Here is a 24,401-nt window from a genome sequence, read left to right as displayed (position 1 = left end):
GTCGCCGAGCAGGGGACGGCGGCCCGCGGCGGGAGTGAGCGAGAGGGTGCGCGAGCGGCAGCGTCCGCCGAGGGCTCGGGGCCCGTCAGGGGGAGGGTGCGGCTAGGCGCGGAGGGTTCGGCTCAGGTGCGTCAGCACATTCGCATGCACATGGGCGCCGAGGCAGCGAGGTTCGCGCGGGCGGGCATCATGAGCATGGTGAACACGGGACGCAAGGTACCCCGACAAGGTCCCGGCGGACAAATCGACACCTGTGCGCCCCACTAGACTCGGCCGGTGACCCACGACCCCATCGACGCCCCCGAGGCGCCCGACGCCGAGGCCCCCGCATCGTCCCGTCGCGGGCTCTCCCGCCACCTCGTGGACATCGCGCCCCTCAAGGCGAGCCCCGCCTTCGCCCGCCTCTGGATCGGCGGTGCGATCTCCGGGATCGGCGCGTTCATGACGCAGGTCGCGGTGGGTCTGCAGATCTACGACATCACGGGCTCCACCTTCGCGGTCGGCCTGGTCGGCGGCATCTCCCTGGTGCCGATGATCATCGCCGGCCTGTGGGGCGGGATGATCGCGGACGTCTTCGACCGGAGGAAGGTGCTCATCGCATCGTCCCTGGTGTCATGGGCGTCGACGCTCTCGCTCGTGGTCCTGTCCTTCTGGGATCTGCACCTGCAGCAGGCGGGCGGCAACGCCGTGGTCTGGCCGTTCTACCTGGTGACCACCGTCAACGCGATCGCCTCGACCATCGCGAGCGCGACCCGCGGATCCGTGATCGGGCGCATCCTTCCCGAGGACATGATCAGCCGCGCGACCGCCCTCAACGGCATCTCGTTCGGCGCGATGCTCACCGTGGGGCCGGCGCTCGCGGGCGTGCTCGCCGCCGGCATCGGCCTGCCGTGGACCTTCGCCGTCGATGCTGTGCTGTTCACCGCCGGCTTCCTGGGCATCTGGATGCTGCCGCCGCTGCCGCGGCTCGGCGAGCCGGTGGAGGCGGGGTGGCACGTCCTCAAGGAGGGGCTGTCGTTCCTGCGCCACGCGCCGAACATCCGCATGAGCTTCATCGTCGACATCGTCGCGATGACGTTCGGGCGCCCGTACGTGCTGTTCCCCGCGCTGGGCGCGCTGGTGATCGGCGGCGGTGCGCTCACGGTCGGCGCGCTCACCGCGGCGGGTGCGATCGGGACGATGCTCACCAGCCTGTTCTCGGGGCCCGTGGGGCGCGTGCACCGCCACGGCGTCGCGATCTCGCGGGCGATCCAGGTGTACGGGCTGTTCGTCGGCCTGTTCGGCGTGACGGCGCTGCTCGCCTCGCGGACCGGTCACGCGGCGGGCGAGGGCTGGTCGGGCACCGATCTGTCGATGCTCGCGCTGCTGTCGCTGTGCATGGCCGGGATGGGCGCCTCGGACGAGGTCAGCGCGATCTTCCGTCAGACGATGATCATCCAGGCCGCGCCCGACGAGATGCGCGGCAGGCTCCAGGGCGTGTTCATCGTGGTGGTCACGGGCGGTCCGCGCCTAGGCGACATGTACGCGGGCGCGCTCGCCGCCGTCACCGCGCTGTGGTGCCCGCCGCTGCTGGGCGGCGTCGCGATCATCGGCCTCATCGCGATCCTCACCCGCGCGCAGCGGGCGTGGCGCGACTACGACGCCCAGGCGCCGACGCCGTAGGCGTGCGGTACCGGCCGGGTCAGGCGGACAGCCCGGCGGCGATCTCGCGCGCCGCGTCCACGCAGGCGTTGAGCGCGACCTTCTTCTTCGCCTTCGGCTTGATGTAGGACACCTTGACGAAGTAGTCGCCGACGGTCATGCCCAGCGTGCGGCGGCCCGGGCTGGTGTAGACGTCGCTCGCGCCCTCGATCTCGCGGTCGAGGTCCGAGGTCGCGCCGAACACCTCCTCGGCGAGCGCGCGGTGCTCCGCGGCGTCGGGGAAGGCCCAGTTGACCTCGACCTGGAGGCGCGGCTCGGACTTCTCCTCGTTCGCCGGGCGCCACTCGCAGATGTTCCGGCCGTCCGAGGACACGCCCGCGTCGAACTCGCCCGCGCTCATCTCGGTGCCCAGGATCTCGGAGGCGCGCTCGGCGCCGATCATGGCGCACGGGTCGGGGGTCCCCGCGGGCGCGGTGGCGAGCACCGTCGTCGTCGGCTCCGTCGACGGGGTCGCCGAGGCGCTCGCGTCCGGTCCGCTGCTCAGCGGCGTGCACCCCGCGAGGAGCGCGACGCCGGTGACGGCGGCCACGCAGGCAGGCAGGAGACGATGCGTCATGGGGGTCCCTTCGATCACGATGACGCTAGCATCCGCGCGGCCGCGCCCGGTGACGGCCCAGGTGACGTCGGGACGGCGCGTCGGCGGCGCGCGACCCGTGCGGCGGCGGGACTACCGTAGGGGCGTGCCCGACGATGCGAGCCCCGCCACCGAGTCCACCCTCGCGAGCTCGCGCGCGCTCCTCGGGATCGTCGCACGCTCGCTGGTGCCCGCGCTCGCGGAGGTCACGGTGCCGCAGTTCCGGGTGCTGGTGGTCCTGTCCCAGGGAGGGACGTCGCGGATGGGGGACCTGGCCGAGCGCATCGGCGTCCACCCCTCGACGCTGACGCGCACCGTCGAGAGGCTCGAGCACGGCGGCTGGATCGCGCGCGCGGCGGTGCCCGAGAACCGGCGCGAGGTCCGGGTGGGCCTCACCCCCGCGGGCTCGCGCCTGGTCGCCACGGTGACCGAGCGGCGCCGCGCCATGATCGCGGAGGTGATCGACGCGATGGCGCCGGCGGATCGCGAGGCCCTGCGCGTGGGCATGGAGGCGTTCGCGCGCGTCGCGGGCGAGCCGTATGCCGCGGACCTGCTCGAGCTGGGGATCTGAGCCGCGGCCGCTACTCCATGTCGGAGAAGCCCAGCTGCCGCGCGGCCTCGTACGCCACGATCGCCGCGGCGTTCGAGAGGTTGAGCGAGCGCCGGCCGGGCAGCATGGGGATGCGCACCCACGCGGTCATGCGCGGGTGGTCGAGGACCGCGTCCGGCAGCCCGGTGGGCTCGGGGCCGAAGAGCAGCACGTCGCCGGGCGCGTACGCGACATCGGTGTAGACGGTGTCGGCCCGCGCGGTGAACGCGTAGACGCGGGCGTCGGGGAGCGCCTCGAGCAGCGCGTCGAGGTCGGCGTGCACCGTCACGTTCGCGAGGTCGTGATAGTCGAGGCCCGCGCGGCGCAGCTTCGAGTCCTCGAGCTCGAAGCCCAGCGGCTCGATGAGGCGCAGCGGGGCGCCGGTGACGGCCGACAGGCGGATGGCGTTGCCGGTGTTCTCCGGGATCCGGGGCTCGAAGAAGGCGATCGACGGGAGGGGGACGGGCATGGCGTCAGTGTCGCACGCAGGTCCTAGGCTCTCTGCATGAGCCATCCCGCCCCCGCCGGCAGCCGCCGCGCCGCCATGGGCGGCGGCAAGAACGGCATGCGGCTCGCGAGCTTCGACGAGGAGGCGCAGCGCGCGCTCAACGCCGAGGCGCCGGACATCCCCGACCTGTGGCCCCGCGTGGTGGCGCTCTTCCGGCCGTACCGCGGCGCGCTGCTCACCACCGCGGCGCTCGTCGTGGTGGCCGCGGCCGCCACGGTGGTGCCGCCCCTCATCGTCGAGCGGATCTTCGACGATGCGCTGTTCCCGGACGGGGGTGCCGTGCAGGTGGGCCTGCTCGCGGAGCTGGTCGCCGTCATGATCGCGATCTACATCGTCGCCGCCGGGCTGCAAGTCTGGCAGACCTATCTCACCTCGTCGGTGGGCAACCGGGTCACCGGGGACCTCCGCGAACGGCTGTTCGCGCGGCTGCAGTCGATGGAGCTCGCGTTCTTCACGCGCACCAAGACAGGCGTCATCCAGTCGCGCCTGCAGAACGATGTGGGCGGCGTCTCCGGCGTGCTCACCACGTTCGTGTCGAGCATCGTCGGGAACACGGTGACGGTGGCCGCGAGCCTCGTCGCGATGATCCTGCTCGACTGGCGCCTCACGGTGCTCGCGGTCATCCTCATGCCCGCGCTCGTCGCGGTGCAGCGGCGCGTGGGGCGCGTCCGCGCGCGCATCGCCGCGCGCACGCAGGAGTCGCTGTCGGAGCTCACCGCGATCACGCAGGAGACGCTCTCGGTGAGCGGCATCCTGCTGTCCAAGGTCTACAACCGCCAGCGCCTCGAGACCGAGCGGTTCCAGGCGGAGAACGCCACCCAGATCCGGCTCCAGGTCCAGCAGGCCATGACCGGGCAGTGGTTCTTCGGGCTCGTCACCATCGTGATGTCGTCGGTGCCGGCCGTGATCTACCTCGCGGCGGGCCTGCTCATCTCGCAGGGCTCCACCGTCCTCACCGCGGGCACCATCGTCGCGTTCACCGCCGTGCAGTCGCGCCTGCTGTTCCCGCTCATGGCGCTCATGCGCGTCGCGCTCGAGGTGCAGACGTCGCGCGCGCTGTTCGCGCGCATCTTCGAGTACCTCGACCTCGAGCCCGCCATCCGCGACGCGGACGATGCGGTGGGCGTGGAGCGCGCGCCGGGGCCTCTCGGTGCCGTCGAGTTCCGCGACGTCGAGTTCCGCTACCCGGGCGCCCGTCAGGACGCGCGCGCGACCCTCGACGGGGTCTCGTTCCGGGTCGAGCCCGGCACCACGCACGCGTTCGTGGGGCCGTCCGGGGCGGGCAAGACCACCATCGTCTACCTCGCCGCGCGGCTGCACGAGGCCACCGGGGGAGCGGTGCTCTTCGCGGGCGAGGACGTGCGACGGCTGCGTCACGAGTCGGTGGTCGAGCACATCGGCGTCGTGTCCCAGGAGACCTACCTGTTCCACGCGACGATCGCGGAGAACCTTCGCTACGCCCGACCCGATGCGACCGATGCCGAGCTCGAGGACGCGTGCCGGCGCGCCAACATCCACGACGCGATCGCGTCGTTCGAGCACGGCTACGACACGATCGTGGGCGAGCGCGGCTACCGGCTCTCGGGAGGCGAGAAGCAGCGCGTCGCGATCGCGCGGGTGCTCCTCAAGGACCCGCCGGTGCTGCTGCTCGACGAGGCGACCAGCGCGCTCGACACCGTGTCCGAGCGCGTGGTGCAGGCGGCGCTCGACCGCGCGGCCCAGGGACGCACCACGCTGGTGGTCGCGCACCGTCTGTCCACCATCAAGGGCGCCGACGTCATCCACGTGGTCGAGGACGGGCGCATCGTGGAGACGGGACCCCACGAGGAGCTGCTCGCGCGGGGCGGCCTGTACGCGAGGCTCGCGGCGGAGCAGAGCGGCTGAACCGCCGGGTGACGCTAGGGTCGGGCGCCATGAGGGGAACGTTCTCGGCCGCGATCGCCCTGGTCCTCGCCATTGCGCTGGCGGCGTGCTCGGGCGTGCCGGTGGACGCCGACGGCGGGATCGGCGGCGCGTCGCCCGCGGCGGCGGCCGCGAGCCCCGGCGACGCGGCGACCGACGGTGCCGCGCCTGCGGCGTCCCTCCGGCCGGCCGCGGCGACCCTGACGGACGCGGAGCTGGCCGCGGTGCCCTACTTCGCGCTCCACGCGGGGCTGTACGAGGACCCCGCCTCCGCCATCACGCTGTGGGAGAACTGGCGCGCGGGCGTCGCGGCACAGCGGTGCATGGAGGACGCGGGCTTCGCCTGGCTGCTCGAGGTGCGCGACCTGGGCGTCGCGACGGCCGCCGCCGTCGAGGACCTCGGCTACGCGGGCGGCGACCCGCTCGCGTTCCTGCGGGCGCCGTTCACCAGCCCCGCAGCGAACGACGCTCGCCTGCGCGACTTGGGACACGTGCGGGCGTTCGAGGAGTACCGCGCGTACTACGGCGACGCGCTCGTCGACCGCTTCGCGGACTTCGGCATGGGCTTCGAGCAGTACACCCGCCCCTCCACGTCCTACTGGAACGCCGACGCCTACCCCGGCGGGTGCTACGCGCGCGGGCTCGAGGAGCTCGACGTGGACCTGCCGAGCGAGGCGCTCGCCCAGGAGCTCGCCACGGAGCTCGCCGGGGTGCGCGAGACGCCGGAGCTCGCCCAGGCGCGCGCGGCCTTCACCGTGTGCGTCCGCGGCAACGGCCTCGACATGGACGTGGATCCCGCGGCCGATGGCGACATCGAGCTCGCGGAGGAGCTGCCGGGAGGCTACGACGCCGTGTTCCCATGCCTCACGGACCTGTCGGACACCGAGGCCGCCTGGAGCGACGCCGTCGTGGCCGAGTTCGTCGCCGCGCATGCCGACACGCTGCGCGCGGCGGCGGCGCAGGCCGCGGACCTGCGCGACAGGATCGACGCCGACGCGGGTTTCGCCGCGTTCCTGGAGGAGCTGTCGCAAGGGCTCGTCGAGCAGAGCTGAGCCGCGCAGAGCTGAGCCGAGCGCAGCCGAGCGGCGCGCCCGCGCGGCGCGCCCGCGCGGCGCCCGCACTAGGGTGGTCAGAGCCCCGCCCGACGCCGAGAGGAGCCTCCCGTGAGCGACGACTGGTGGAAGTCCGCCGTGGTCTACCAGGTGTATCCGCGCAGCTTCCAGGACTCCGACGGCGACGGCATCGGGGACCTCCGCGGCATCCTCCGCCGCCTCGACCACCTCGAGTGGCTGGGCGTCGACGTGATCTGGCTGTCGCCCATCTACGCGTCGCCTCAGGCCGACAACGGCTACGACATCTCCGACTACGAGGCGATCGACCCGACGTTCGGGACGCTCGAGGACTTCGACGAGCTCCTCACCGCGGTGCACGCGCGCGGCATGAAGCTCGTGATGGACCTGGTGGTCAACCACACCTCCGACGAGCACCCGTGGTTCCTCGAGTCGCGGTCGTCCGTGCGCAGCCCCAAGCGCGACTGGTACTGGTGGCGCCCGCCGCGCGACGGCTTCGAGCCCGGTGCGCCGGGCGCCGAGCCCACCAACTGGCGCGCCTTCTTCTCGGGATCGACGTGGGCGTTCGACGAGGAGTCCGGCGAGTACTTCCTCCACCTCTTCCACCCCAAGCAGCCGGACCTCAACTGGGAGAACCCCGAGGTCCGCCAGGCCGTGTACGCGATGATGAACCGCTGGCTCGACCGCGGCGTCGACGGCTTCCGCATGGACGTCATCAACCTCATCTCGAAGGAGCTGCCGCTGCGTGACGGCGAACCGCTGCCGGGCGGGCTGGGCAACGGCTTCCCGCTGTACGCGTGCGGGCCGCGCAACCACGAGTTCCTCCAGGAGATGCATCGCGAGGTGTTCGCGGGCCGCGAGGGCCGCCTCCTCACCGTCGGCGAGACGCCGGGCGTCACCGTCGACGATGCGGTGCTCTTCACCGATCCGGCGCGGGCCGAGGTCGACATGGTCTTCCAGTTCGAGCACGTCGACGTCGACCACGGGCCGCTCGGCAAGTTCGACCCGCAGCCGCTCGACCTGGTGCGCCTCAAGGCGATCCTCGCGCGCTGGCAGGCCGCGCTCGGCGAGCGGGGCTGGAACTCGCTGTACTGGGACAACCACGACCAGCCGCGCGTGGTGTCGCGCTTCGGCGACGACCGCGACCACTGGGCCGCCTCCGCCAAGGCGCTGGCGGCCGTGCTCCACCTCCAGCGGGGGACCCCGTACGTCTACCAGGGCGAGGAGCTCGGGATGACGAACGCCGGCTTCACCTCGATCGACCAGTACCGCGACATCGAGTCCCTCGGCGCCTACGACGAGCTCCGCGAGATCGACGTCCCCGAGGCCCGCATCCTCGACGGGCTCGCGGCCATGAGCCGCGACAACGCCCGCACCCCGGTGCAGTGGGACGCCTCGCCGCACGCCGGCTTCACCACGGGCACCCCGTGGCTGCCCGCGACCCCGAACCACACCTGGCTCAACGCGGAGGCGCAGCGCGGCGACCCCGACTCCGTCGCATCGTTCTACCGCGCGCTCATCGCTCTCCGGCACGCCGAGCCGGTGGTCGCGCATGGCACCTTCGAGATGCTGCTGCCCGACCATCCTCAGGTGTTCGCCTACCGCCGCGCGCTCGGCACGACGGTGCTCACGGTGGCGGCCAACCTGTCGGGCGCCGACGCGGCCGCGCGCGTCGACGGCACGCACGGGTCGCTGGTGCTGCACAACCTCGGCTCGGCGGCGACCCCGTACCCGGCGGGGTCGGGTGAGATCCCGCTCGGTCCGTGGGAGGTGCGGGTCTACCTTGCGCGATAGCGTCGCATCCGCCGTCAGAGGTTCCCGATCGCGGCCTCGGCGATCGCGACCGTGGTGCCCGTGACATCGTCGCCGCTGGCCTCCATGTAGGACACCTGCACGAAGTCCTGCCCCACGCGCATGCCCAGGATCGAGCCGGATGCGAGCGCGTACGCGTCCGCGGCCCCCGCGACCTCGACGTCCGTGGTCGCGCCCATCCACTCCTCGGCGGTGTCGCGTTGAGAGCGGACCACGTCGCCCACGTCGGGCAGCACGAGGACCTGCACGATGGCGAGCTGGTCGCCGCCGTGCGTCCAGTTGCACACCAGCTGCGCGTCGCTCGACAGGTCCGTGTCGAAGACGCCCTCCTCGAACGTGAGGCCGGTGATCTCCTCGAGGTCCGCGGGGCTCACCAGCGCGCACACGTCGCGATCGCCGGAGGCGGCGGTGTCGCCCCCGGATGCCGGCGCATCGTCCGACGCCCCGCCGCCCGAGGACGGGCTCGAGTCCTCCGAGACCACCTGGTCCACCGAGGGCGGCGCCTCGCCGCCTCCGCATGCGGCGATCCCGGTCGCCGCCGCGACGGCGACCGCGACGGCCGTCGCTCGCCGCGCCGCTGCTCGTGTGCGCATGTCGGAGCCCCCCCGTCCGCATCGTCCCGCCCCCTTCGTTGTAGCACCGGAGGGCGAGGCGCGCGGGCCGGGGGGGCCCGACGGTCACCAGATGGAGACGCGCTCCTCGGGCTCGAGCCACAGCTCGTCCTCGGCCGCGACATCGAAGGCCCCGTACCAGGCGTCCATGTTGCGCACGATGCCGTTGACGCGGAACTCGCTGGGGGAGTGGGGGTCGGTCGCGAGGCGCGTCACGAGCGCCTCGGAGCGGACCTTCATGCGCTCGGTGAGCGCGTAGCCGATGAAGAAGCGCTGGACGGCGGTGAGCCCGTCGAGCTCGGGCGCCTCGTCGATCGGGTGACCGAGCGCGATCTCGTAGGCCTTGAGGGAGATCTCGACGCCCGCGAGGTCGCCGATGTTCTCGCCCACGGTGAGCGCGCCGTTGACGTGGTGCGAGCCGTCGAGCTGGCGCGGCGAGTAGCCGTTGTACTGCTCGATCAGCTTCTTCGCGCGCTCCATGAACGCCGCGCGGTCGGCCTCGGTCCACCAGTCCTCGAGCGCTCCGGTGCCCGAGTACTTCGAGCCCTGGTCGTCGAAGCCGTGGCCGATCTCGTGCCCGATCACGGAGCCGATGCCGCCGTAGTTGACCGCGGCGTCCGCCTCCGGGTGGAAGAACGGCGGCTGGAGGATCGCGGCGGGGAAGACGATCTCGTTGGCGACCGGCAGGTAGTACGCGTTGACGGTCTGCGGCGTCATGAGCCACTCGGAGCGGTCGACCGGCTGGCCGATCTTCGCCCACTCCCAGTCCTCCTCGAACGCGCTCGCGGCGCGGAGGTTGCCCACCAGGTCGTCAGGGTCGACCGAAAGCCCGGTGTAGTCGCGCCACTTGTCGGGGTAGCCGATCTTCGGGGTGAACTGGCGCAGCTTCTCCAGCGCCTTGTCCTTGGTCTCGGGCGTCATCCAGTCGAGGGCCTCGATCGAGACCCGGTAGGCCTCGATGAGGTGGCCCACCAGCTGGTCCATCTGCGCCTTGTACTCCGGCGGGAAGTGGCGCGCGACGTACTCGCGGCCCACCAGCTCACCCACGACGCCCTCGACCAGGCCGACCGCGCGCTTCCAGCGCTCGCGCTGCTCGGTCGCTCCGCTCAGCACGGTGCCGTAGAAGTCGAAGTTCGCCTTGGAGAGCTCCTCGGTGAGGTACGCGGCTCGCGAGTTCACGATGCGCCAGCGCAGGTACGCCTTCCAGCTGTCGAGGTCCGTCTCGGCCCAGATCTTCGCGAAGGCCGTGAAGTAGCTGGGCTCGCCCACCACGAGGAGCCCGTGCGCGGACTCCGGGAGGCGGATCGCGTCGGCCCACACGTCCCACGCGAAGCCGGGCGCGTCCGCGACCAGCCCGGCGAGCGTGGTCGGGTTGTGGGTGAGCTCGGCCTCGCGGGTCTTCACCACGTCCCAGTGCTCGCGCGCGATCGCGGTCTCGAGGCCCACCACGGTCGACGAGTCGAACGCGAGGCCCGTGAGACCCGCCATGCGGTCGACGTGGGCCACGTACTTCGCGAGGGCGTCGGCGTGCGCGTCCTCCCGGTAGTAGGCCTCGTCCGGCAGGCCGATGCCGGACTGGCCCAGGTAGACGACGTTGCGATCGGGATCGAGCCGGTCCGCGAACACGTAGTAGCCGGCGGCGCCCGACACCCCGTCGCGCTGGAGCTCGCCCATGGCGCGCGCGAGCTCCTCATGGCTGGCGGCGGCCTCGATCCTCGCGAGGTCGGGCTCGAGCGGCGCGGTGCCGAGCGCGTTGGCGCGCTCGACGTCCATGAAGCTCGCGTACAGCGCGCCGATCTGCGAGGTGCGCTCCGCCTCCTCGATGATGACGCGGACCTGCTTCTCGGCCTCGTCGCGCAGCGTGTAGAACGAGCCGTCCGCGGAGCGGTCGCCCGGGATCTCGTGGGTGTCCTCCCAGGGCCCGGAGACGTACCGGAAGAAGTCGTCCTGCGGGCGGACGGTCGGGGAGAACTCGGACTGGTCGATGCCGGTGCGAAGCGTCATGGGGCCACCCTACGGGCGGGCGCCGACATGCCGGGGGCGGTTTCGCTCACGGCGAGGCGCTAGCATCGGCGGCGGAGACCAATGTCTAGGAGCGCGAGCTCCGAAGGGATCGATGAGTCGGTCCTCCAGCGAGCATGACGCCCGCCCCGCAGGATTTCCGCCAGGCGCACATCCGTGCCGCGGCCCCTGCGCACCCGTCGCCGTCCGGGGCCCGCCTGGTCCGACGAGCGAAGGAGACAACATGTCCATCGACGTGACATATGCGGACGAGGTCGCGATCCGCGATCACTACCAGCGAATGATCGACGCCTGGGGCGATGCGCCCGCGTACGCCGAGTGCTTCACCCCCGACGCCGACTACATCATCGCGAACGGGATGATCGAGCGCGGCTGGAAGGAGATCGTGGACGGCCACCAGATCATCTTCGGCGCCTGGGCACGCGACAGCCGTCTGGTCGGGGTGATCGACAGCATCCGCTTCATCACCACGGACGTCGCGCTGCTGATCGCGCATGGCCACATCGAGTACCTCGACCACCGGTCGAGCGATGGCAACAAGCGCACCGTCTACTCGTTGGTCGCTCACAGGACCGGCGGACGCTGGCTCTTCGCGGCCTACCAGAACACGCCGATCGGCGGCCGCTGACGCATCTCCGGTGCCGCTCCCGTCGGCGAGTCCTCTCTGGCGGGAGCGGCACGTCAGAGACCCTCGCGCACGCTGGCACAATGGGCCCATGCGCCTCCACATCGCCGCGGACCACGCCGGCTTCGAGCTCAAGCAGCACCTCGTCTCGCACCTCACCGACGCCGGGCACGACGTGGTCGACCACGGGGCCCACGAGTACGACGCGCTCGACGACTACCCGCCGATGTGCATCGCCGCCGCCGAGGCCGTGGCCGCGAGCGACGGCGCCGACCTGGGGATCGTCATCGGCGGCTCGGGCAACGGCGAGCAGCTCGCCGCGAACCGCGTCACCGGCATCCGGGCCGCGCTCATCTGGTCGGTCGAGACCGCCAGGCTCGCGCGCCAGCACAACGATGCGCAGATCGGCTCGATCGGCGCGCGCATGCACTCGCTCGACGAGGCCACCGCGATCGCCGACGCGTTCATCGCCGAGCCGTTCTCGGGCGACGAGCGTCACCAGCGGCGCATCGACCTCATGAAGGACTTCGAGGCGCGCCGCTGACGTCGCGGCGCACCCGACCTCAGAAGAACAGGTTGCACACCGGCGCGGACGTCGACTCGAACGCCGCGGCGAGGGCGCGCACCGCGCCGGGCGACCGCTCCTCGATCAGGCCGGCCGAGGCGAGCGCCGTCAGGCTCACCCCGCCCAGGTAGGCGGCCGAGAGCTCCTGCACCCCGAGCACCAGGTCGGGTGTCGCGCCGGGCGCGGACTCGACATGCCCCGTGCCCTCGCGCGACGTGATGCGCCAGGGGCCGGCGTTGTCGTGGAACAGCGGATCCGAGACCTCGATCACCGCGTCGACGGGGCACAGGTACTCGCGCGCCGTGAGCGCCGCCGGCACGTCGACGATGCGCAGCCAGACGTTGTCGCGCAGGCGTGCGCGGGCGCCGCGAGGATCCTTGAGGAGCCACAGCAGCGGATCGTCGAGCGCGAGCGGTGAGGCCTCGACCGTGCCCATGAGGTCCAGGTCGAGCAGCACGGACCACAGGCGGTGCGTCGCGGCGGCGCCGATCGCGCCGCTCGACCACACGTGCACCTTGCCGCCGGGGACGCCGTCCTCGTCCCACGTGCCCGACCGCCGGAAGAACGCGTACGCGACGGGCTCTCCGCCCGCCTCCTCGATCAGCAGGATCCGCATGCGCTCGCTGTCGCGGCGGTGCGCGACCGGGTCCGCGAACCGCGCGCGGAGCGCCTCGTCGTGGTCGAGCGTGGGGGTGCCCGGGCGCTCGATGCGCCGCTGGATCGCCGCGACGGCGCCGCCGTGCCGCGCGAGGCTCGCGTCCTCGAGGCGCACGCGCAGGCCGTCCGCGCCCGGGACGTCGCGCAGGGCCGCGCCGCGCGAGAGCCGCAGGTCGAGCTGGCGTGCGGCGAGCCCGTAGCCGAAGCGCTGGTAGATCTCGGTCTCGGCGGCGTACAGCGCGGAGGCCGCCTCGCCGCGCGCGCGAGCGTCGGCGAGGTGGTCGCCCATCATCGCGCGGAGCAGCCCGCGGCGGCGGTGGCCCGGGTGGACGCCGACCCAGGTCAGGCCCGCGACGGGCACGAGCGCCCCGCCGGGCACGCGCATCCGGTAGGTGTACGACGCGGCGACGCCGGCGAGGCCGCCGACCTCGCCATAGGTCGGGTCCACGATCTCCATCGCGCGGGTGCGCGAGAAGGGGATCTCGGACGCGTACGCCTCCTGGTCCTCGGCGCGCATCTCGCCGGTGAAGGCCCACGTGTTGACTGCGAGCATCTCGCCCGCACGGTCAGGGGCGAGGGAGACCAGGCGATACCCGGGTGTGACGGACATATCGCCATGGTGTCATCCGGGACGATGCGCGGCGCAGCGGCGGCGCGGCGAGTCGCCCGCGTCAGAGCGCGCGGAAGGACTCGATGCGGTCCTCGAGGCGGCGGTACTCGACCTTGATGCAGCGGTTCTGGACGGCGAGCATGCCTGCCGCGCGGGCGCCGGCCATCGCATCCGGGTGCGTGATGCCGAGCTGCAGCCACAGGGCCTTCGCCTTCGCGTCGACCGCGGCCGTGGCGACGGCGGGGGTGTGCTCGGGGCGGCGGAACACGTCGACGAGGTCGATCGCGACGGGGATGTCTCCGAGCGAGTCGTAGAAGCCGTGGCCCAGGATCTCCTCGCCGGAGGCGGCGGGGTTGACCAGGTACAGCTCGTAGGGCGTGTGCTCCATGAGCCAGACCGCGATCTGGTAGCTGGTGCGCGAGGGGTTGGGCGAGGCGCCGACGATGGCGACGCGGCGGGTGCGCGCGAGCGCGAGCGCGAGCTCGTCGTCACCGGGCGCATCCGAGTAGGCGGGGGCGGGGCAGGACTCGGCGGCGGCCTTGCGATGCGGGTCGAGGCTGATGTGCTCCATGGCTCCGGAACGTATCAGGCGATCGGGTCATTCCGGCAGGGTGCGGGTGGACGATGCGTGGCCCGGCGCCGCGCGGGAGGCGCGATCGGCGGGGAATGCCGGGCGCGCCGGCACGGTTGGCACGTGCGGACGGCGCCCCACCCCGGCGGCGCCGCGGACACCCCCAGGAGGAGGAGACATGGCTGCCACGACGCCGATCCGTACCACCGAGTCGAGCCCGAAGATCGGGATCAAGGCGGACGATCTCAAGGCGATCAACGCGGGCCTCGCGCAGGTCCTCGCCGACACGTTCACGCTGTACCTCAAGACGCACGGCTACCACTGGAACGTGGTCGGGCCGCACTTCCGCTCCCTGCACCTCATGTTCGAGGAGCAGTACCAGGAGCTGTGGGCCGCCGCCGACGTCCTCGCGGAGCGCATGCGCGCGCTCGGCTCGGGCGCGCCGGGCTCGTTCGCGGAGTTCCTCGAGCACGCGTCGATCACGGACAACGAGCGCACCACCGACGCCATGTCGATGGTCGAGAACCTCGCCCGCGACCACGAGACGCTCGCGCGCCTGGTCCGCCCGCTGGTCGAGGTCGCCGAGGACGCCGGCGACGGCGCCACCGCGGACCTGTTCAACGCGCGCCTCGCGGCGCACGAGCAGGCGGCGTGGATGCTCCGCTCGTTCGCGGCGTAGCCCGCACCGCCGACGCACGACGCCCCGGTCGCCATGACGGCGGCCGGGGCGTCGCGCATCGTCCCGCGGTCAGGGGACGGTATACCCGGCCGCGCGGAACATCTCGTACCACTCGGCGCGCGAGAGGTGCACGTCGGCGCCCTTCGCCGCGCCCTCGACGCGCGACGGGGTGGTGGTGCCCAGCACCACCTGCATGCGCGCGGGGTGGCGGGTGAGCCACGCGACCGCGATGGCCTCGGCGGGGACCTCGTACTTCCATGCGAGGCGGTCGATCACGGCGTTGAGCTCGGCGTACTTGGGGTTGCCCAGGAACGGCCCGTCGAAGAAGCGCGCCTGGAACGGCGACCATGCCTGGATCGTGATGTCGTGCAGGCGGCAGTAGTCGACGATGCCGTTGTCGCGGTCGATCGACTGATCGAGGTCGCCCATATTCATCGCGATCCCGCTCGCGATCGACGGCGCGTGCGTGACCGACAGCTGGATCTGGTTGGCCACGAGCGGCCGCGTGACCGAGCGCCTGAGCAGCTCGATCTGGCCGGGCGTGTGGTTCGAGACGCCGAAGTGGCGCACCTTGCCGGCCGCGTGCAGATCGTCGAACGCGCGCGCGACCTCGTCCGGTTCCACCAGCGCGTCGGGGCGGTGCAGCAGCAGGATGTCGAGGTAGTCGGTGCCGAGCGCCGCGAGCGAGCCGTTGACGGACTCGACGATGTGCTCGTAGGAGAAGTCGAAGTACGGTCCGGGCTGGCGGATGCCGCACTTGGTCTGGATGGTGAGGGACTCGCGCTCGCTCGGGGAGAGGCGGAGGGCCTCCGCGAAGCGGCGCTCGCACCCGTGGTACGGCGGTCCGTAGAGATCCGCGTGGTCCATGAAGTCGATGCCGGACTCGAGGGCCGTCTTGACCAGCGTGCGGACCTCCTCGTCGGACTTCTCGACGATGCGCATGAGGCCGAGCACCACCGCGGGCACGGTGATCTCGGTTCCGGGCAGGGTGAACGTCTTCATCGACACTCCTTGTAGTGGTGCGGGGGATTGGTCCCAGTCTAGGGACGCGACGAGGGCCCCCGCCGTGCGGCGAGGGCCCTCGGTACCCGGCTCAGATGTAGTACATCGCCGGCTCGTGGGACTGGACCGGCGGGGCGTCCGGGTCGGGGTGGCGGTGCGAGTCGCCCGAGTCGACGGACGATGCCGCGGTCGAGGCCTCGGTGGCCCCGGGGTGGTTGCGGATCACCGCGGGGATGCCCACGGCCGTCGCGCCGTCCGGCACGTCCTTGACCACCACGGCGTTGGCGCCGATGCGCGCGTCGGGGCCGACGCGCAGCGGGCCGAGCACCTTGGCTCCCGCCCCGATCACCACGCGATCGCCGATGGTGGGGTGGCGCTTGCCCGGGCTCATCGTGGTGCCGCCCAGGTTGATGCCGTTGAACATGAGCACGTCGTCGCCCACCACCGCGGTCTCGCCGATCACCACGCCCATGCCGTGGTCGATGAACACCCGCCGGCCCAGGTGGGCGCCGGGGTGGATCTCGATCCCGGTGGCGCGGCGGGCGTACTGGGAGACGAGGCGCGCGTACGAGTGCGCGCCCCGGTTCCACAGCCAGTGCGCCACCCGGTGGTACCAGACGGCGTGGACTCCCTGGTAGGAGCCTGCGATGACCCACCACGCGGGTGCGGCGGGGTCACGTCGCTTGGCGGTGCGGACATCCTCGATCATGCGGGCGAAGACGCCGATCTCGCGAGCCATGTGGATACCTTCCGGGTGGGGACTGGACTGCGGAACGCGCGCGGGCGCGCGTTTAATCCATGAGGTCCGAGTAGAGGACCGAGGACAGGTAGCGCTCGCCGAAGGACGGGATGATCGCGACGATCGTCTTGCCTGCGTTCTCGGGTCGCTTCGCGACCTCGATGGCGGCGTGGATCGCGGCGCCCGAGGAGATGCCCACGAGCAGGCCCTCCTTGCGAGCCGCGGCACGCGCGGTCGCGACGGCCGTCTCGGCGTCGACGTCGATGATCTCGTCGTAGATCTCGGTGTTGAGGATCTCGGGGACGAAGTTCGCGCCGATGCCCTGGATCTTGTGCGGGCCCGGCTGACCGCCGTTGAGGATGGGCGACTCCGCGGGCTCGACGCCGATGATCTGGACGGAGGGCTTCTTCTCCTTGAGGACCTCGCCCACGCCGGTGATGGTGCCGCCGGTGCCGATGCCGGCGATGACGATGTCGACCTCGCCGTCCGTGTCCTCCCAGATCTCGATCGCGGTCGTCTTCCGGTGGATCTCCGGGTTCGCCTCGTTGGCGAACTGGCGCGCGAGGATCGAGCCGGGACGCTCCTCGGCGACCTTGTTCGCGGCCTCGACCGCGCCGCGCATGCCCTCGGTGCCGGGGGTGAGGATGAGCTCCGCGCCGAACGCGCGCAGCAGCGCGCGGCGCTCCTTCGACATCGTCTCGGGCATCGTCAGGACGACGTTGTACCCGCGCGCCGCGCCGACCATCGCGAGCGCGATGCCGGTGTTGCCCGAGGTGGCCTCGACGATGGTGCCGCCGGGCTTGAGCGAGCCGTCCGCCTCGGCGGCGTCGACGATGGCGACGCCCAGGCGGTCCTTGACGGAGTTGGCCGGGTTGTAGAACTCGAGCTTGCCCAGCACGGTGGCGTCGACGCCCTCGGTGAGCGTGTTGATCTTGACCAGCGGGGTGTTGCCGATGAGGGCGGTGGCGTCCTCGTAGATGCGAGCCATGGCTTCTCTTTCCCTTGAGAGATGGGTGGGACCGGGTGCAACGCAGGGGCATCGGTGACGATGCCGGGGCGAGCGCTGGTGGTGGGCGGGCCCGGTCGTGGACCGGGCGGCGCTTGCCAGCGCTCTACAGACAGCAGCAGCCGCAGCAGCGGCAGCAGGTGTCGGCGAGAGCGCACGGGCGGACGGCAGAGGCGGGCGCGAGGGTCGCGCAGCGCTCGATGCTCATCGTCCGGACCTTTCGTGGGCTTCGCGCTCAGGCTAGCGCCGCGCCCGCGATCGGGGCAACCCTGCTGACGTACCGCCGCACCAGCGATTACGGTGGGGCGAACGGGGGCGAATCGGACCCCCGGGGATCCCCGAGGAGGCGTCATGTCCGGGCCGCTGGATGTCTCGGTCGAGCGCGAGGGCGTGGTGCCCGCGCCCGCCGACGAGGTGTGGCGCGCGCTGACGGAGCCGGAGCTGCGCGTCGAGGTGTTCTCGATGGTGACGCAGGCGGTCACCGAGGAGGGCGTCCCGGGCGAGGTCGGCCACGTCATGCAGTTCATGGAGAAGGACCCCGCGAGCGACTCCGGGGTGGTGCGCCTCACCACGGTCGCAGCCGAGCCCTTCCGGCGCCTCGTCCAGGAGCGGGTCGGCGCCGACGGCACGTTCACCTCCACGACGTTCCTCACGGAGATCGAGGGCGGCACCCTGGTCAAGCGCGTGTTCCACGTCTACCAGCCGGAGCCGTCGCTCGCGGAGCGGGCGATGCGCAAGGCCATCGCGACGTTCTTCTCCCTGGGAGGGACGGTGCGCCTCAAGGCGGACATCGGCGACCTTGCCAGGCACTTCGCCTGAGGCTCGACGCGCCGGGCGCGGCGCCGCGCGTTAGCCTGGGCGGAGCCGAGGAGGGGATGGACGATGGTCGGGCACAGCGTGCGCGCGGAACGCGAGATCGCGGCGGCGGTCGAGCGCGTGTGGGAGGTCATCACGGACCTCGACTTCGCGACCGAGGTGATCCCGTCGATCCTGCGCATCGAGCGCCTCGAGGGCGAGGGCTACGAGGTCGGGGTGCGGTGGCGCGAGACCCGCAAGATGTGGGGCCGCGAGGAGACCGAGGAGATGTGGGTCGAGGCGGCGGACGCCCCGGTGTCGACCACCATCCGCGCGGAGTCGCGCGGCACCGAGTACGTCACCGTCTACACGCTCGAGCCCCGCGACGGCGCCACGCTCATCGTGTGCGACTTCAGCGCGGAGACGCCGAGCCCGGGTCCCGCCCAGCGTCTCGGCTGGGTGCTGTTCGGCAAGGCCGGGATGAAGGCGACGCAGAAGGGGCTCGAGCAGGACCTCGAGCACATCGCGCGCGCCGCCGAGCATGTCGACGAGGAGACGGGGCCGGACACGGACGACGCCGGCTGACGCGGCGCCTCGGCGCGGGTCTAGGCTCGCGCTGAGGGGACGCGCCGCGGCCCGCGGACCCGGGGAGGGGTCATGGACTGGTTCACCTTCGAGGGCATTTCGTGGATCGGCGTGCTGGTGGCGTTCATCGTCAGCTTCGCGCTCGGCTGGTGGTGGTACTCGCCCGCCGGCTTCTGGAAGGTGTGGCGCGACAAGGCAGGCGTGACGGACGACCTGATGAAGGATGCCAACATGGGCGCGGCGTTCGGCGGCACCATCCTCGCGAACATCCTCGGCGTCATCCTTCTCGCGATGCTCATGGCCGGGCTCGGGGTCGACGACTGGTCGGGCGGGCTGTTGCTCGGCGCGATCGTCGGCCTCGTGTTCCGCGGCGGCGCGCACGCGCTCCACAACGGCTTCGCGGTGCGCAGCCCGGGGGTGACGCTCATCGACGCGGCGCACGACACGGTGGCGCTCGGTCTTGCGGGGCTGGTGCTCGGGCTCTTCTGAGCGCGTCGCGCCGGCGGGCTGCTCGGGGTGAGACGATGCGCCTCGTGACCGCCGACCTCTCGCTCGCCGCCCTGACCGCTCTCGCGTCGCGCGAGTGGGGCGTCGACGTCGCCGATGCGCGCGACCTCGGCTCGAACGAGGACCGCAACGTGCTCCTCGCGCTGGCGGACGGGCGGCGTCGCCTGCTCAAGGTCTCGCATCCCGGGATCTCGGTGGGCGAGCTCGACGCGCAGGGTGCGGCGCTCGCGCACCTCGCTGCGGCCGGCGTCGCGGTGCCGCGCGTGCATCCCGCGCGCGACGGACGCACGGTGGTGCCGCTCGACGGCGCGGGACACGCGCGGCTGCTCGACTTCCTCGAGGGCGACCCGCCGGGCGGCGCCCGGCTGCCCGAGGGGCTCCCCGCCGCGCTCGGCTCGACGGCGGGCGCGGTGGTCGCCGCGCTCGCGGACTTCGATCACCGGGGGCTCGGCGAGGGCGGCGACTGGGACCTGCGCGAGGCGCGCCGGGTGCTCGAGGGGTGCGCGCCGCACCTCGGAGCGGAGCGGGCGGGCGATCTCCGTGGCGTGCTTCAGGGTGCGCTCGACCAGCTCGCCCACACGCGCGATGCGCTGCGCGTGCAGCCGATCCACGGCGACCTCACCGCCGACAACGTCGTGGTCGGGCCGGACGGTTCGATCGCGGGCGTGATCGACCTGGGTGACCTCGGGCACGGGTGGCGGGTCGCTGAGGTGGCCGTCCTCGCGTGCTCCCTGCTGCAGCACGACGGCGACGCCGTGGGGGACGCGATCGCGGCCATCGCCGCGTTCGACGCCGTGGTGCCGCTCACCGCGTCCGAGGTCTCCGCCGTCTGGCCGCTCGTGGTCGCGCGGGCCGTGGTGCTCGCGGCGGCGGGGGAGCGCGTGCTGGCTCAGGACCCGTCGAACGACTACGCACGCGTGCGCCGCCCACTCGAGGACCGCATGCTCGAACGTGCTCTCTCGCTCGGGTACGACGAGGCCGAGCTGCTGCTGATGCAGCGGCTCGGACGGACGGCACCGGTGACGTTCGAGGGCCTCGCGCCGATGCTGACGGGGCTCGCGGAGGCGCCCGAGGTGGACCTCTCGGTGCTCGGCGATGCCGCCGATGGGGGAGCGTGGCTCTGGCGTTCCTGGCCGCGAGACGTGCTCGCTGCGGCGGCCGGCGAGGGCGCGGCCGTCACGCGCCACGGCGAGCGCCGGCTGACGCCGGAGGCGACCGGCGAGCATGCGCCGCGGTCCGTGGCGCTCGGCATCGACGTGCTCGTGTCCGCGGGCACCGAGATCCGGAGCCCCGGCCCCGGCTTCGCTGCGCGGCACGGCCGGTTCGATGTCGCGATCCAGCTCGAGTCCGGGCTGACGGTATTCCTCTCGCGCGTGTCCACGGTGGTGGGCGCGGACCAGGAGATCGTCACGGGCACGCTCCTCGCGCGTGCGGACGGCCCCTTCCACCTCCAGGTGTGCGCGGTGCCTGGATCGCCGCCGCCCGAGGCCGTGACGCCCGAGCATGCCGAGGCGTGGCTCCGCCTGTGCCCGGACCCCTCGCCGCTGCTCGGTCGGGCGGCCGCCGCATCGTCCCTTCGCGCCGCGGGCGACCTCCTGGAGGCGCGCGACGCATCGTTCGCCGGTGTGCAGGAGCACTACTACGACGCGCCGCCGCGGATCGAGCGCGGATGGCGTCACCACCTGCTCGACACCGAGGGTCGGGGCTACCTCGACATGGTGAACAACGTCGCGATCCTGGGCCACGGCGAGCCCCTCCTCGCTGCGGCCGTCGACCGTCAGCTGCGGCGCCTCAACACCAACTCGCGCTTCCACTACGAGGCTGTCGCGGAGCTCTCCGCGGCGCTGGCGGCGCGGGCTCCGGAGGGGCTCGACACCGTGCTGCTGGTCAACTCCGGCTCCGAGGCCGTCGACCTCGCGATCCGGATCGCGCGCGCCGCGACCGGGCGCACCGACGTCCTCGCGCTCACCGAGGCGTATCACGGTTGGACCGTAGGGGCTGATGCGATCTCGACGTCGCTCGGGGACAACCCCGGGGCGCTTGATTCGCGGCCGTCCTGGGTTCATCTGCTGGACGCGCCGAACACCTATCGCGGGCGCCACCGCGGGGCCGACGCGGGGCGCTATCTGGACGATGCGCTCGACCGGCTGTCCGCGCTGGACGCGGCGGGCGTCGCGCTCGCGGGGCTGGTCGCCGAGCCGATCTTCGGCAATGGCGGAGGGATCCTGCTGCCCGACGGCTACCTGTCCGGGGTGTGGGAGGCGGTGCGCGCGCGGGGCGGCCTGGTCGTGTCGGACGAGGTGCAGGTGAGCTACGGCAGGCTAGGCGAGCACTTCTGGGGCTTCGAGCAGCAGGGCGTGGTGCCCGACGTGATCGCGGTCGCGAAGGCGATGGGCAACGGCCACCCGCTCGGGGCGGTGATCACCACGCGCGCGATCGCGGACGCGTTCGCCGTGGAGGGGTCCTTCTTCTCCTCGGCGGGAGGCAGCCCCGTGAGCTGCGTGGTCGGGTCGACGGTGCTGCGCGTGCTTGACGAGGACGGCCTACAGGAGAACGCGCGCGTGGTCGGTGCGCTGCTCGCCGACGGCATGCGGCAGCTGTGCTCCCGATTCGCTGCGCTCGGAGAGGTGCACGGGATGGGCCTGTACCTGGGGCTCGAGGTGGTGGACGGTGGTCCGGACGCGCCGGACCCGGTCGCGGCGCGCGAGATCTGCGAGGCGATGCTGCTCGAGGGTGTGATCGTGCAGCCGACCGGGGACCACAAGAACGTCCTCAAGATCAAGCCGCCGCTCACCATCGACGCGCTCGCCGTGGAGCGGTTCCTCGGTGCGCTCGAGCGGGTGATGGTGCGCCGCGAGGCGTGGGCGGCGCTGTAGCGGTGCGCATGGTCCCGCTCCCGACTTCGCGCCCCAGGAGGTCCTCAGTGCTCGGAATCACGGGATTCGGGCGCTGAGCACCTCGCAGCGTGCACGGACCCGCAGACGACGAAGGCCCCCACCTGACGGAGAGGGCCTTGTGCGCGAGAGCGGGTGACGGGAATCGAACCCGCACCATCAGTTTGGAAGACTGAGGCTCTACCATTGAGCTACACCCGCGAAGCCGACCGGCGCTGACGCGCGCTCGGCGCGTACTAGAGTAGCGGAGCCTCGCTGCGGCGAGGGACATCGCGCCGCCGCCGGCGCGAACGGGGTGTGGCGCAGCTTGGTAGCGCATCTGCTTTGGGAGCAGAGGGTCGCAGGTTCAAATCCTGTCACCCCGACGGTGAAAGTCCTGGTAACTCGCGAGTTTCCACGACCTTCATTGGACGTGAAAAGTGACCAAGTCATCTTTTACTCATCACTTTGGCCTCGCTGAGGCCCCTATCCGAAGCCGCGTTACGGCAGCGGAGCGACGGTGCGAGTTGGTCCCAGACGTCGTGGGTGCGTGCTCCGCACCTCTGCGATATGAGCACCGAACGCCACACTGTGGACAACTCTTGGGGCCTCGAGCCGCTGCTCGACGTAGCCGAGCTCGCTGCCTACCTGGGCGTGCCGGTCTCGACGGTGTACGACTGGCGCAGTCGTGGAGTCGGCCCGCGCGCGTACCGCCTCGGCAAGCACCTCAAGTTCGCCGTCTCCGATGTGCGGACGTGGATCGAAGGGCAGCGCGAGGGCTCGTCCTCCGAGGGGCGGTGACCTCATGGCACGCGAGCGCCTGAACATCGGCACCTATGGTGAAGTCGGCTACCTCGGCGCCCCGAACGGGCGTGTGGTTGCGCGGACGCGCTACCGCGACTGGGATGGGAGGAGCCGCCTCGTTCAGGCAACCGCGAGCACCCGCAAGCAGGCCGAGCGTGCGCTCAAGGCGAAGCTTGCGGCAAGGAGTCTGCTCCAGCCCGCCGAGTCCGTTCTGTCGCCGGCGAGCCCGTTCCCCGACCTGGTGGCCTACTGGCTCGAGGACCTCGAGCTCGAGGGTCGGGTGACCAAGCGCACGCTGCAGCTGTACGAGCGCGACATGCACAGGCTCGTGCTCCCGGCCTTCGCGGGCCTCACACTGCGCGAGATCGGCGTCGCCCGTTGCGACCAGTTCCTCAAGCAGCTCGCGAAGCAGAGCTACAGCCGCGCGAGGCACGCACGCGTGGTGCTGCGGCTGGCACTCGGCTTGGCGGTGAGGCACGAGGTGCTTCCGCGGAACCCGATGGATCACGTGGCTCGACTTCACCGCCCGGCCTCGACGCCGAGCGCATTGACTCCGACCGAGGTGAACGCGGTGCGCGCGGCGACTACGTATTGGGAGGCGGGGCGCTCATCCTCCGGACCACGCCCGGACGGGCAGCTTGGCGCGATCGTCGAGGTGATGCTCGGCACCTCGGCTCGTATTGGCGAGGTCCTAGCCATCCGCCGGTGCGATGTCGACGTGACCAGCGCGACACCGTCCATCCGCATCGCGGGGACGATCGTCAGCCAACGCGGCGAGTCGGCGTTGCGCCAGGATCATCCCAAGACGGCGAAGTCCCGGCGAACGGTGGCGATCCCTTCCTTTACCGCCGAGGCGGTGCGCCGCCGGCTGGCGCGGCTGGAGGACTCATCTCCGGACGCGCTGCTGTTCTGCACGCGCAAAGGGACGCCGGTGACGACGAACAACGTGCGCCGGCAACTTCGACAGGTCCTCGACCTCGCGGGCATCACCGGAGTCACGCCCCACATGTTCCGTAGGACGGTTGCGACGGCGATCAACGAGCATGGCGGTGTCGAGCTTGCCGCTGAGCTGCTCGGTCACACCGACCCGCGGATCACCATCCAGCACTACATTCGTCGCAGCGAGATGGTGAATCCGGCGACCGCCGAGATGCTTGATCGAGTGTTCGCGAGAGAGGAGTGAGGCCGTGTATCGGGGTCTCACGTCACCGCGTGCGCGGCGATGAACGCGTCCTCCATCGCGCGGCGGCGGGTGACGTCGGCGTCGACGAACGCGGCGAAGTCTGCGTCGCGGTCAGCGATCACGACCTCGTCCACCGACGGCGGGTGGGGCTCGCCTGGCCAGGCGGTGACGCGGGTGGGGCGGTCGCGATCGAGCCTTGTGCCACAGTCGGCGGTCCAGTTCTTCAGCCGCACACACGCGTCCTGGAGATCGCGGTGCCATGCCAGCGGCGCGGACCCGTGCTGCTGGGGGTCGTAGGCGCACAGCCAGTGGAGATGTAGCGCCGAGAGTTCCCACACCAGTTCCCAGTGGCGGTACCAGAACGGGGGCAGCGTCGTCGGCCCGAGCCCGTAGGTGTCGCGCAGCCACTTG

At 71.9% G+C, this 24,401-nt stretch carries 23 protein-coding genes, 2 tRNA genes and 1 pseudogene; 15 read left to right on the top strand and 11 right to left on the bottom strand.

Annotated elements, in window-relative coordinates:
- Positions 1-276: 276 nt before the first annotated feature.
- Positions 277-1,662 (top strand): MFS transporter, encoded by a 1,386-nt coding sequence (locus AOM09_RS14375; RefSeq protein ID WP_228375163.1) that lies wholly within the window; start codon positions 277-279, stop codon positions 1,660-1,662.
- Between the two features lie 19 nt (positions 1,663-1,681).
- On the opposite strand, the gene AOM09_RS14370 is transcribed toward AOM09_RS14375, so the two are convergent.
- The gene (locus AOM09_RS14370) at positions 1,682-2,257 is read right to left on the bottom strand and encodes a DUF3558 family protein (protein ID WP_062390019.1); all 576 of its coding nucleotides are present in this window, start codon (positions 2,255-2,257) and stop codon (positions 1,682-1,684) included.
- 124 nt (positions 2,258-2,381) lie between these two features.
- Between AOM09_RS14370 and AOM09_RS14365 the strand changes: the two genes are divergently transcribed.
- Positions 2,382-2,846 carry a MarR family winged helix-turn-helix transcriptional regulator gene (locus tag AOM09_RS14365; protein WP_169747672.1) on the top strand — a complete coding sequence of 155 codons (465 nt, stop codon included), beginning with the start codon at positions 2,382-2,384 and terminating at the stop codon, positions 2,844-2,846.
- Between the two features lie 10 nt (positions 2,847-2,856).
- Here the strand turns inward: AOM09_RS14365 and AOM09_RS14360 are convergent, their stop codons facing one another.
- Positions 2,857-3,333 (bottom strand): tRNA (cytidine(34)-2'-O)-methyltransferase, encoded by a 477-nt coding sequence (locus AOM09_RS14360; RefSeq protein ID WP_062390014.1) that lies wholly within the window; start codon positions 3,331-3,333, stop codon positions 2,857-2,859.
- A 75-nt stretch (positions 3,334-3,408) separates the two neighbouring features.
- On the opposite strand from AOM09_RS14360, the gene AOM09_RS14355 reads away from it, so the two are divergent.
- From AOM09_RS14355 to AOM09_RS14345, 3 genes are all read left to right on the top strand, one after another.
- On the top strand, positions 3,409-5,256 hold the full coding sequence (locus AOM09_RS14355; protein ID WP_062390011.1) for an ABC transporter ATP-binding protein: 1,848 nt from the start codon (positions 3,409-3,411) through the stop codon (positions 5,254-5,256).
- 29 nt (positions 5,257-5,285) lie between these two features.
- Complete coding sequence (locus AOM09_RS14350; RefSeq protein WP_062390009.1) at positions 5,286-6,326, top strand: hypothetical protein; 1,041 nt, start codon at positions 5,286-5,288, stop codon at positions 6,324-6,326.
- Between the two features lie 111 nt (positions 6,327-6,437).
- Positions 6,438-8,138 (top strand): alpha-glucosidase, encoded by a 1,701-nt coding sequence (locus AOM09_RS14345; protein ID WP_062390006.1) that lies wholly within the window; start codon positions 6,438-6,440, stop codon positions 8,136-8,138.
- A 14-nt stretch (positions 8,139-8,152) separates the two neighbouring features.
- Here AOM09_RS14345 and AOM09_RS14340 read toward each other — a convergent pair whose 3' ends face one another.
- Both AOM09_RS14340 and AOM09_RS14335 read right to left on the bottom strand, forming a co-directional pair.
- Complete coding sequence (locus tag AOM09_RS14340; RefSeq protein WP_062390003.1) at positions 8,153-8,749, bottom strand: hypothetical protein; 597 nt, start codon at positions 8,747-8,749, stop codon at positions 8,153-8,155.
- Positions 8,750-8,833: 84 nt separating this feature from the next.
- Positions 8,834-10,771: a M13 family metallopeptidase gene (locus tag AOM09_RS14335; protein ID WP_062390001.1), complete on the bottom strand. Its 1,938-nt coding sequence runs from the start codon at positions 10,769-10,771 to the stop codon at positions 8,834-8,836.
- A gap of 241 nt (positions 10,772-11,012) precedes the next feature.
- Here AOM09_RS14335 and AOM09_RS15405 point away from each other — a divergent pair, with 241 nt between their 5' ends.
- The gene (locus tag AOM09_RS15405) at positions 11,013-11,417 is read left to right on the top strand and encodes an SgcJ/EcaC family oxidoreductase (protein ID WP_062389998.1); all 405 of its coding nucleotides are present in this window, start codon (positions 11,013-11,015) and stop codon (positions 11,415-11,417) included.
- 88 nt (positions 11,418-11,505) lie between these two features.
- Entirely contained in the window at positions 11,506-11,958 is a 453-nt protein-coding gene (locus tag AOM09_RS14325) for a ribose-5-phosphate isomerase (RefSeq protein WP_062389995.1), read from the top strand.
- 19 nt (positions 11,959-11,977) lie between these two features.
- Here the strand turns inward: AOM09_RS14325 and AOM09_RS14320 are convergent, their stop codons facing one another.
- Positions 11,978-13,246, bottom strand: coding sequence for a GNAT family N-acetyltransferase (locus AOM09_RS14320; RefSeq protein WP_062389992.1), 1,269 nt, complete (start codon positions 13,244-13,246; stop codon positions 11,978-11,980).
- A gap of 61 nt (positions 13,247-13,307) precedes the next feature.
- Positions 13,308-13,817 (bottom strand): CoA-binding protein, encoded by a 510-nt coding sequence (locus tag AOM09_RS14315; protein WP_082099282.1) that lies wholly within the window; start codon positions 13,815-13,817, stop codon positions 13,308-13,310.
- A 178-nt stretch (positions 13,818-13,995) separates the two neighbouring features.
- On the opposite strand from AOM09_RS14315, the gene AOM09_RS14310 reads away from it, so the two are divergent.
- The gene (locus AOM09_RS14310; RefSeq protein ID WP_062389990.1) at positions 13,996-14,496 is read left to right on the top strand and encodes a Dps family protein; all 501 of its coding nucleotides are present in this window, start codon (positions 13,996-13,998) and stop codon (positions 14,494-14,496) included.
- A gap of 69 nt (positions 14,497-14,565) precedes the next feature.
- On the opposite strand, the gene AOM09_RS14305 is transcribed toward AOM09_RS14310, so the two are convergent.
- The 3 genes from AOM09_RS14305 to cysK form a co-directional block, all read right to left on the bottom strand.
- A complete protein-coding gene (locus AOM09_RS14305; protein ID WP_062389985.1) occupies positions 14,566-15,498 on the bottom strand; it encodes an aldo/keto reductase in 933 nt (310 codons plus the stop codon).
- Positions 15,499-15,589: 91 nt separating this feature from the next.
- Positions 15,590-16,237 (bottom strand): serine O-acetyltransferase, encoded by a 648-nt coding sequence (gene cysE, locus AOM09_RS14300; RefSeq protein ID WP_082099281.1) that lies wholly within the window; start codon positions 16,235-16,237, stop codon positions 15,590-15,592.
- A gap of 52 nt (positions 16,238-16,289) precedes the next feature.
- Complete coding sequence (gene cysK, locus AOM09_RS14295; protein WP_062389983.1) at positions 16,290-17,225, bottom strand: cysteine synthase A; 936 nt, start codon at positions 17,223-17,225, stop codon at positions 16,290-16,292.
- A 369-nt stretch (positions 17,226-17,594) separates the two neighbouring features.
- Between cysK and AOM09_RS14290 the strand changes: the two genes are divergently transcribed.
- The 4 genes from AOM09_RS14290 (at position 17,595) to AOM09_RS14275 (ending at position 22,006) form a co-directional block, all read left to right on the top strand.
- Positions 17,595-18,062 carry an SRPBCC family protein gene (locus AOM09_RS14290; RefSeq protein WP_062389980.1) on the top strand — a complete coding sequence of 156 codons (468 nt, stop codon included), beginning with the start codon at positions 17,595-17,597 and terminating at the stop codon, positions 18,060-18,062.
- A 63-nt stretch (positions 18,063-18,125) separates the two neighbouring features.
- Positions 18,126-18,623 carry an SRPBCC family protein gene (locus AOM09_RS14285; RefSeq protein ID WP_062389977.1) on the top strand — a complete coding sequence of 166 codons (498 nt, stop codon included), beginning with the start codon at positions 18,126-18,128 and terminating at the stop codon, positions 18,621-18,623.
- 72 nt (positions 18,624-18,695) lie between these two features.
- Positions 18,696-19,112, top strand: coding sequence for a DUF1761 domain-containing protein (locus tag AOM09_RS14280; protein WP_062389974.1), 417 nt, complete (start codon positions 18,696-18,698; stop codon positions 19,110-19,112).
- Positions 19,113-19,147: 35 nt separating this feature from the next.
- Entirely contained in the window at positions 19,148-22,006 is a 2,859-nt protein-coding gene (locus tag AOM09_RS14275; protein WP_062389971.1) for an aminotransferase, read from the top strand.
- 148 nt (positions 22,007-22,154) lie between these two features.
- Here the strand turns inward: AOM09_RS14275 and AOM09_RS14270 are convergent.
- A tRNA-Gly gene (locus AOM09_RS14270) sits at positions 22,155-22,225 on the bottom strand.
- A 90-nt stretch (positions 22,226-22,315) separates the two neighbouring features.
- On the opposite strand from AOM09_RS14270, the gene AOM09_RS14265 reads away from it, so the two are divergent.
- From AOM09_RS14265 to AOM09_RS14255, 3 genes are all read left to right on the top strand, one after another.
- Positions 22,316-22,389 (top strand) — tRNA-Pro (locus tag AOM09_RS14265).
- A 184-nt stretch (positions 22,390-22,573) separates the two neighbouring features.
- A complete protein-coding gene (locus AOM09_RS14260) occupies positions 22,574-22,804 on the top strand; it encodes a helix-turn-helix domain-containing protein (RefSeq protein ID WP_062389968.1) in 231 nt (76 codons plus the stop codon).
- Positions 22,805-22,808: 4 nt separating this feature from the next.
- Complete coding sequence (locus AOM09_RS14255) at positions 22,809-23,990, top strand: tyrosine-type recombinase/integrase (RefSeq protein ID WP_062389964.1); 1,182 nt, start codon at positions 22,809-22,811, stop codon at positions 23,988-23,990.
- Positions 23,991-24,007: 17 nt separating this feature from the next.
- On the opposite strand, the pseudogene AOM09_RS15400 reads toward AOM09_RS14255, so the two are convergent.
- Positions 24,008-24,401, bottom strand: a pseudogene (locus AOM09_RS15400) (hypothetical protein); the annotation flags it as partial.

Source organism: Demequina iriomotensis (assembly GCF_000971395.1).
Classification (GTDB): Bacteria; Actinomycetota; Actinomycetes; order Actinomycetales; family Demequinaceae; genus Demequina; species Demequina iriomotensis.
Note: the sequence above shows the minus strand (reverse complement) of the source record. Positions and strands in the feature narration are given on the sequence as shown.

Coding starts and splice junctions, on each gene's coding strand:
- AOM09_RS14370 (WP_062390019.1), bottom strand. CDS start 2,257: ATGACGCATCGTCTCCTGCCTGCCTGCGTGGCCGCCGTCACCGGCGTC.
- AOM09_RS14360 (WP_062390014.1), bottom strand. CDS start 3,333: ATGCCCGTCCCCCTCCCGTCGATCGCCTTCTTCGAGCCCCGGATCCCG.
- AOM09_RS14355 (WP_062390011.1), top strand. CDS start 3,409: ATGGGCGGCGGCAAGAACGGCATGCGGCTCGCGAGCTTCGACGAGGAG.
- AOM09_RS14350 (WP_062390009.1), top strand. CDS start 5,286: ATGAGGGGAACGTTCTCGGCCGCGATCGCCCTGGTCCTCGCCATTGCG.
- AOM09_RS14340 (WP_062390003.1), bottom strand. CDS start 8,749: ATGCGCACACGAGCAGCGGCGCGGCGAGCGACGGCCGTCGCGGTCGCC.
- AOM09_RS14335 (WP_062390001.1), bottom strand. CDS start 10,771: ATGACGCTTCGCACCGGCATCGACCAGTCCGAGTTCTCCCCGACCGTC.
- AOM09_RS15405 (WP_062389998.1), top strand. CDS start 11,013: ATGTCCATCGACGTGACATATGCGGACGAGGTCGCGATCCGCGATCAC.
- AOM09_RS14325 (WP_062389995.1), top strand. CDS start 11,506: ATGCGCCTCCACATCGCCGCGGACCACGCCGGCTTCGAGCTCAAGCAG.
- AOM09_RS14320 (WP_062389992.1), bottom strand. CDS start 13,246: ATGTCCGTCACACCCGGGTATCGCCTGGTCTCCCTCGCCCCTGACCGT.
- AOM09_RS14315 (WP_082099282.1), bottom strand. CDS start 13,817: ATGGAGCACATCAGCCTCGACCCGCATCGCAAGGCCGCCGCCGAGTCC.
- AOM09_RS14310 (WP_062389990.1), top strand. CDS start 13,996: ATGGCTGCCACGACGCCGATCCGTACCACCGAGTCGAGCCCGAAGATC.
- AOM09_RS14305 (WP_062389985.1), bottom strand. CDS start 15,498: ATGAAGACGTTCACCCTGCCCGGAACCGAGATCACCGTGCCCGCGGTG.
- cysE (WP_082099281.1), bottom strand. CDS start 16,237: ATGGCTCGCGAGATCGGCGTCTTCGCCCGCATGATCGAGGATGTCCGC.
- cysK (WP_062389983.1), bottom strand. CDS start 17,225: ATGGCTCGCATCTACGAGGACGCCACCGCCCTCATCGGCAACACCCCG.
- AOM09_RS14290 (WP_062389980.1), top strand. CDS start 17,595: ATGTCCGGGCCGCTGGATGTCTCGGTCGAGCGCGAGGGCGTGGTGCCC.
- AOM09_RS14285 (WP_062389977.1), top strand. CDS start 18,126: ATGGTCGGGCACAGCGTGCGCGCGGAACGCGAGATCGCGGCGGCGGTC.
- AOM09_RS14280 (WP_062389974.1), top strand. CDS start 18,696: ATGGACTGGTTCACCTTCGAGGGCATTTCGTGGATCGGCGTGCTGGTG.
- AOM09_RS14275 (WP_062389971.1), top strand. CDS start 19,148: ATGCGCCTCGTGACCGCCGACCTCTCGCTCGCCGCCCTGACCGCTCTC.
- AOM09_RS14260 (WP_062389968.1), top strand. CDS start 22,574: ATGAGCACCGAACGCCACACTGTGGACAACTCTTGGGGCCTCGAGCCG.
- AOM09_RS14255 (WP_062389964.1), top strand. CDS start 22,809: ATGGCACGCGAGCGCCTGAACATCGGCACCTATGGTGAAGTCGGCTAC.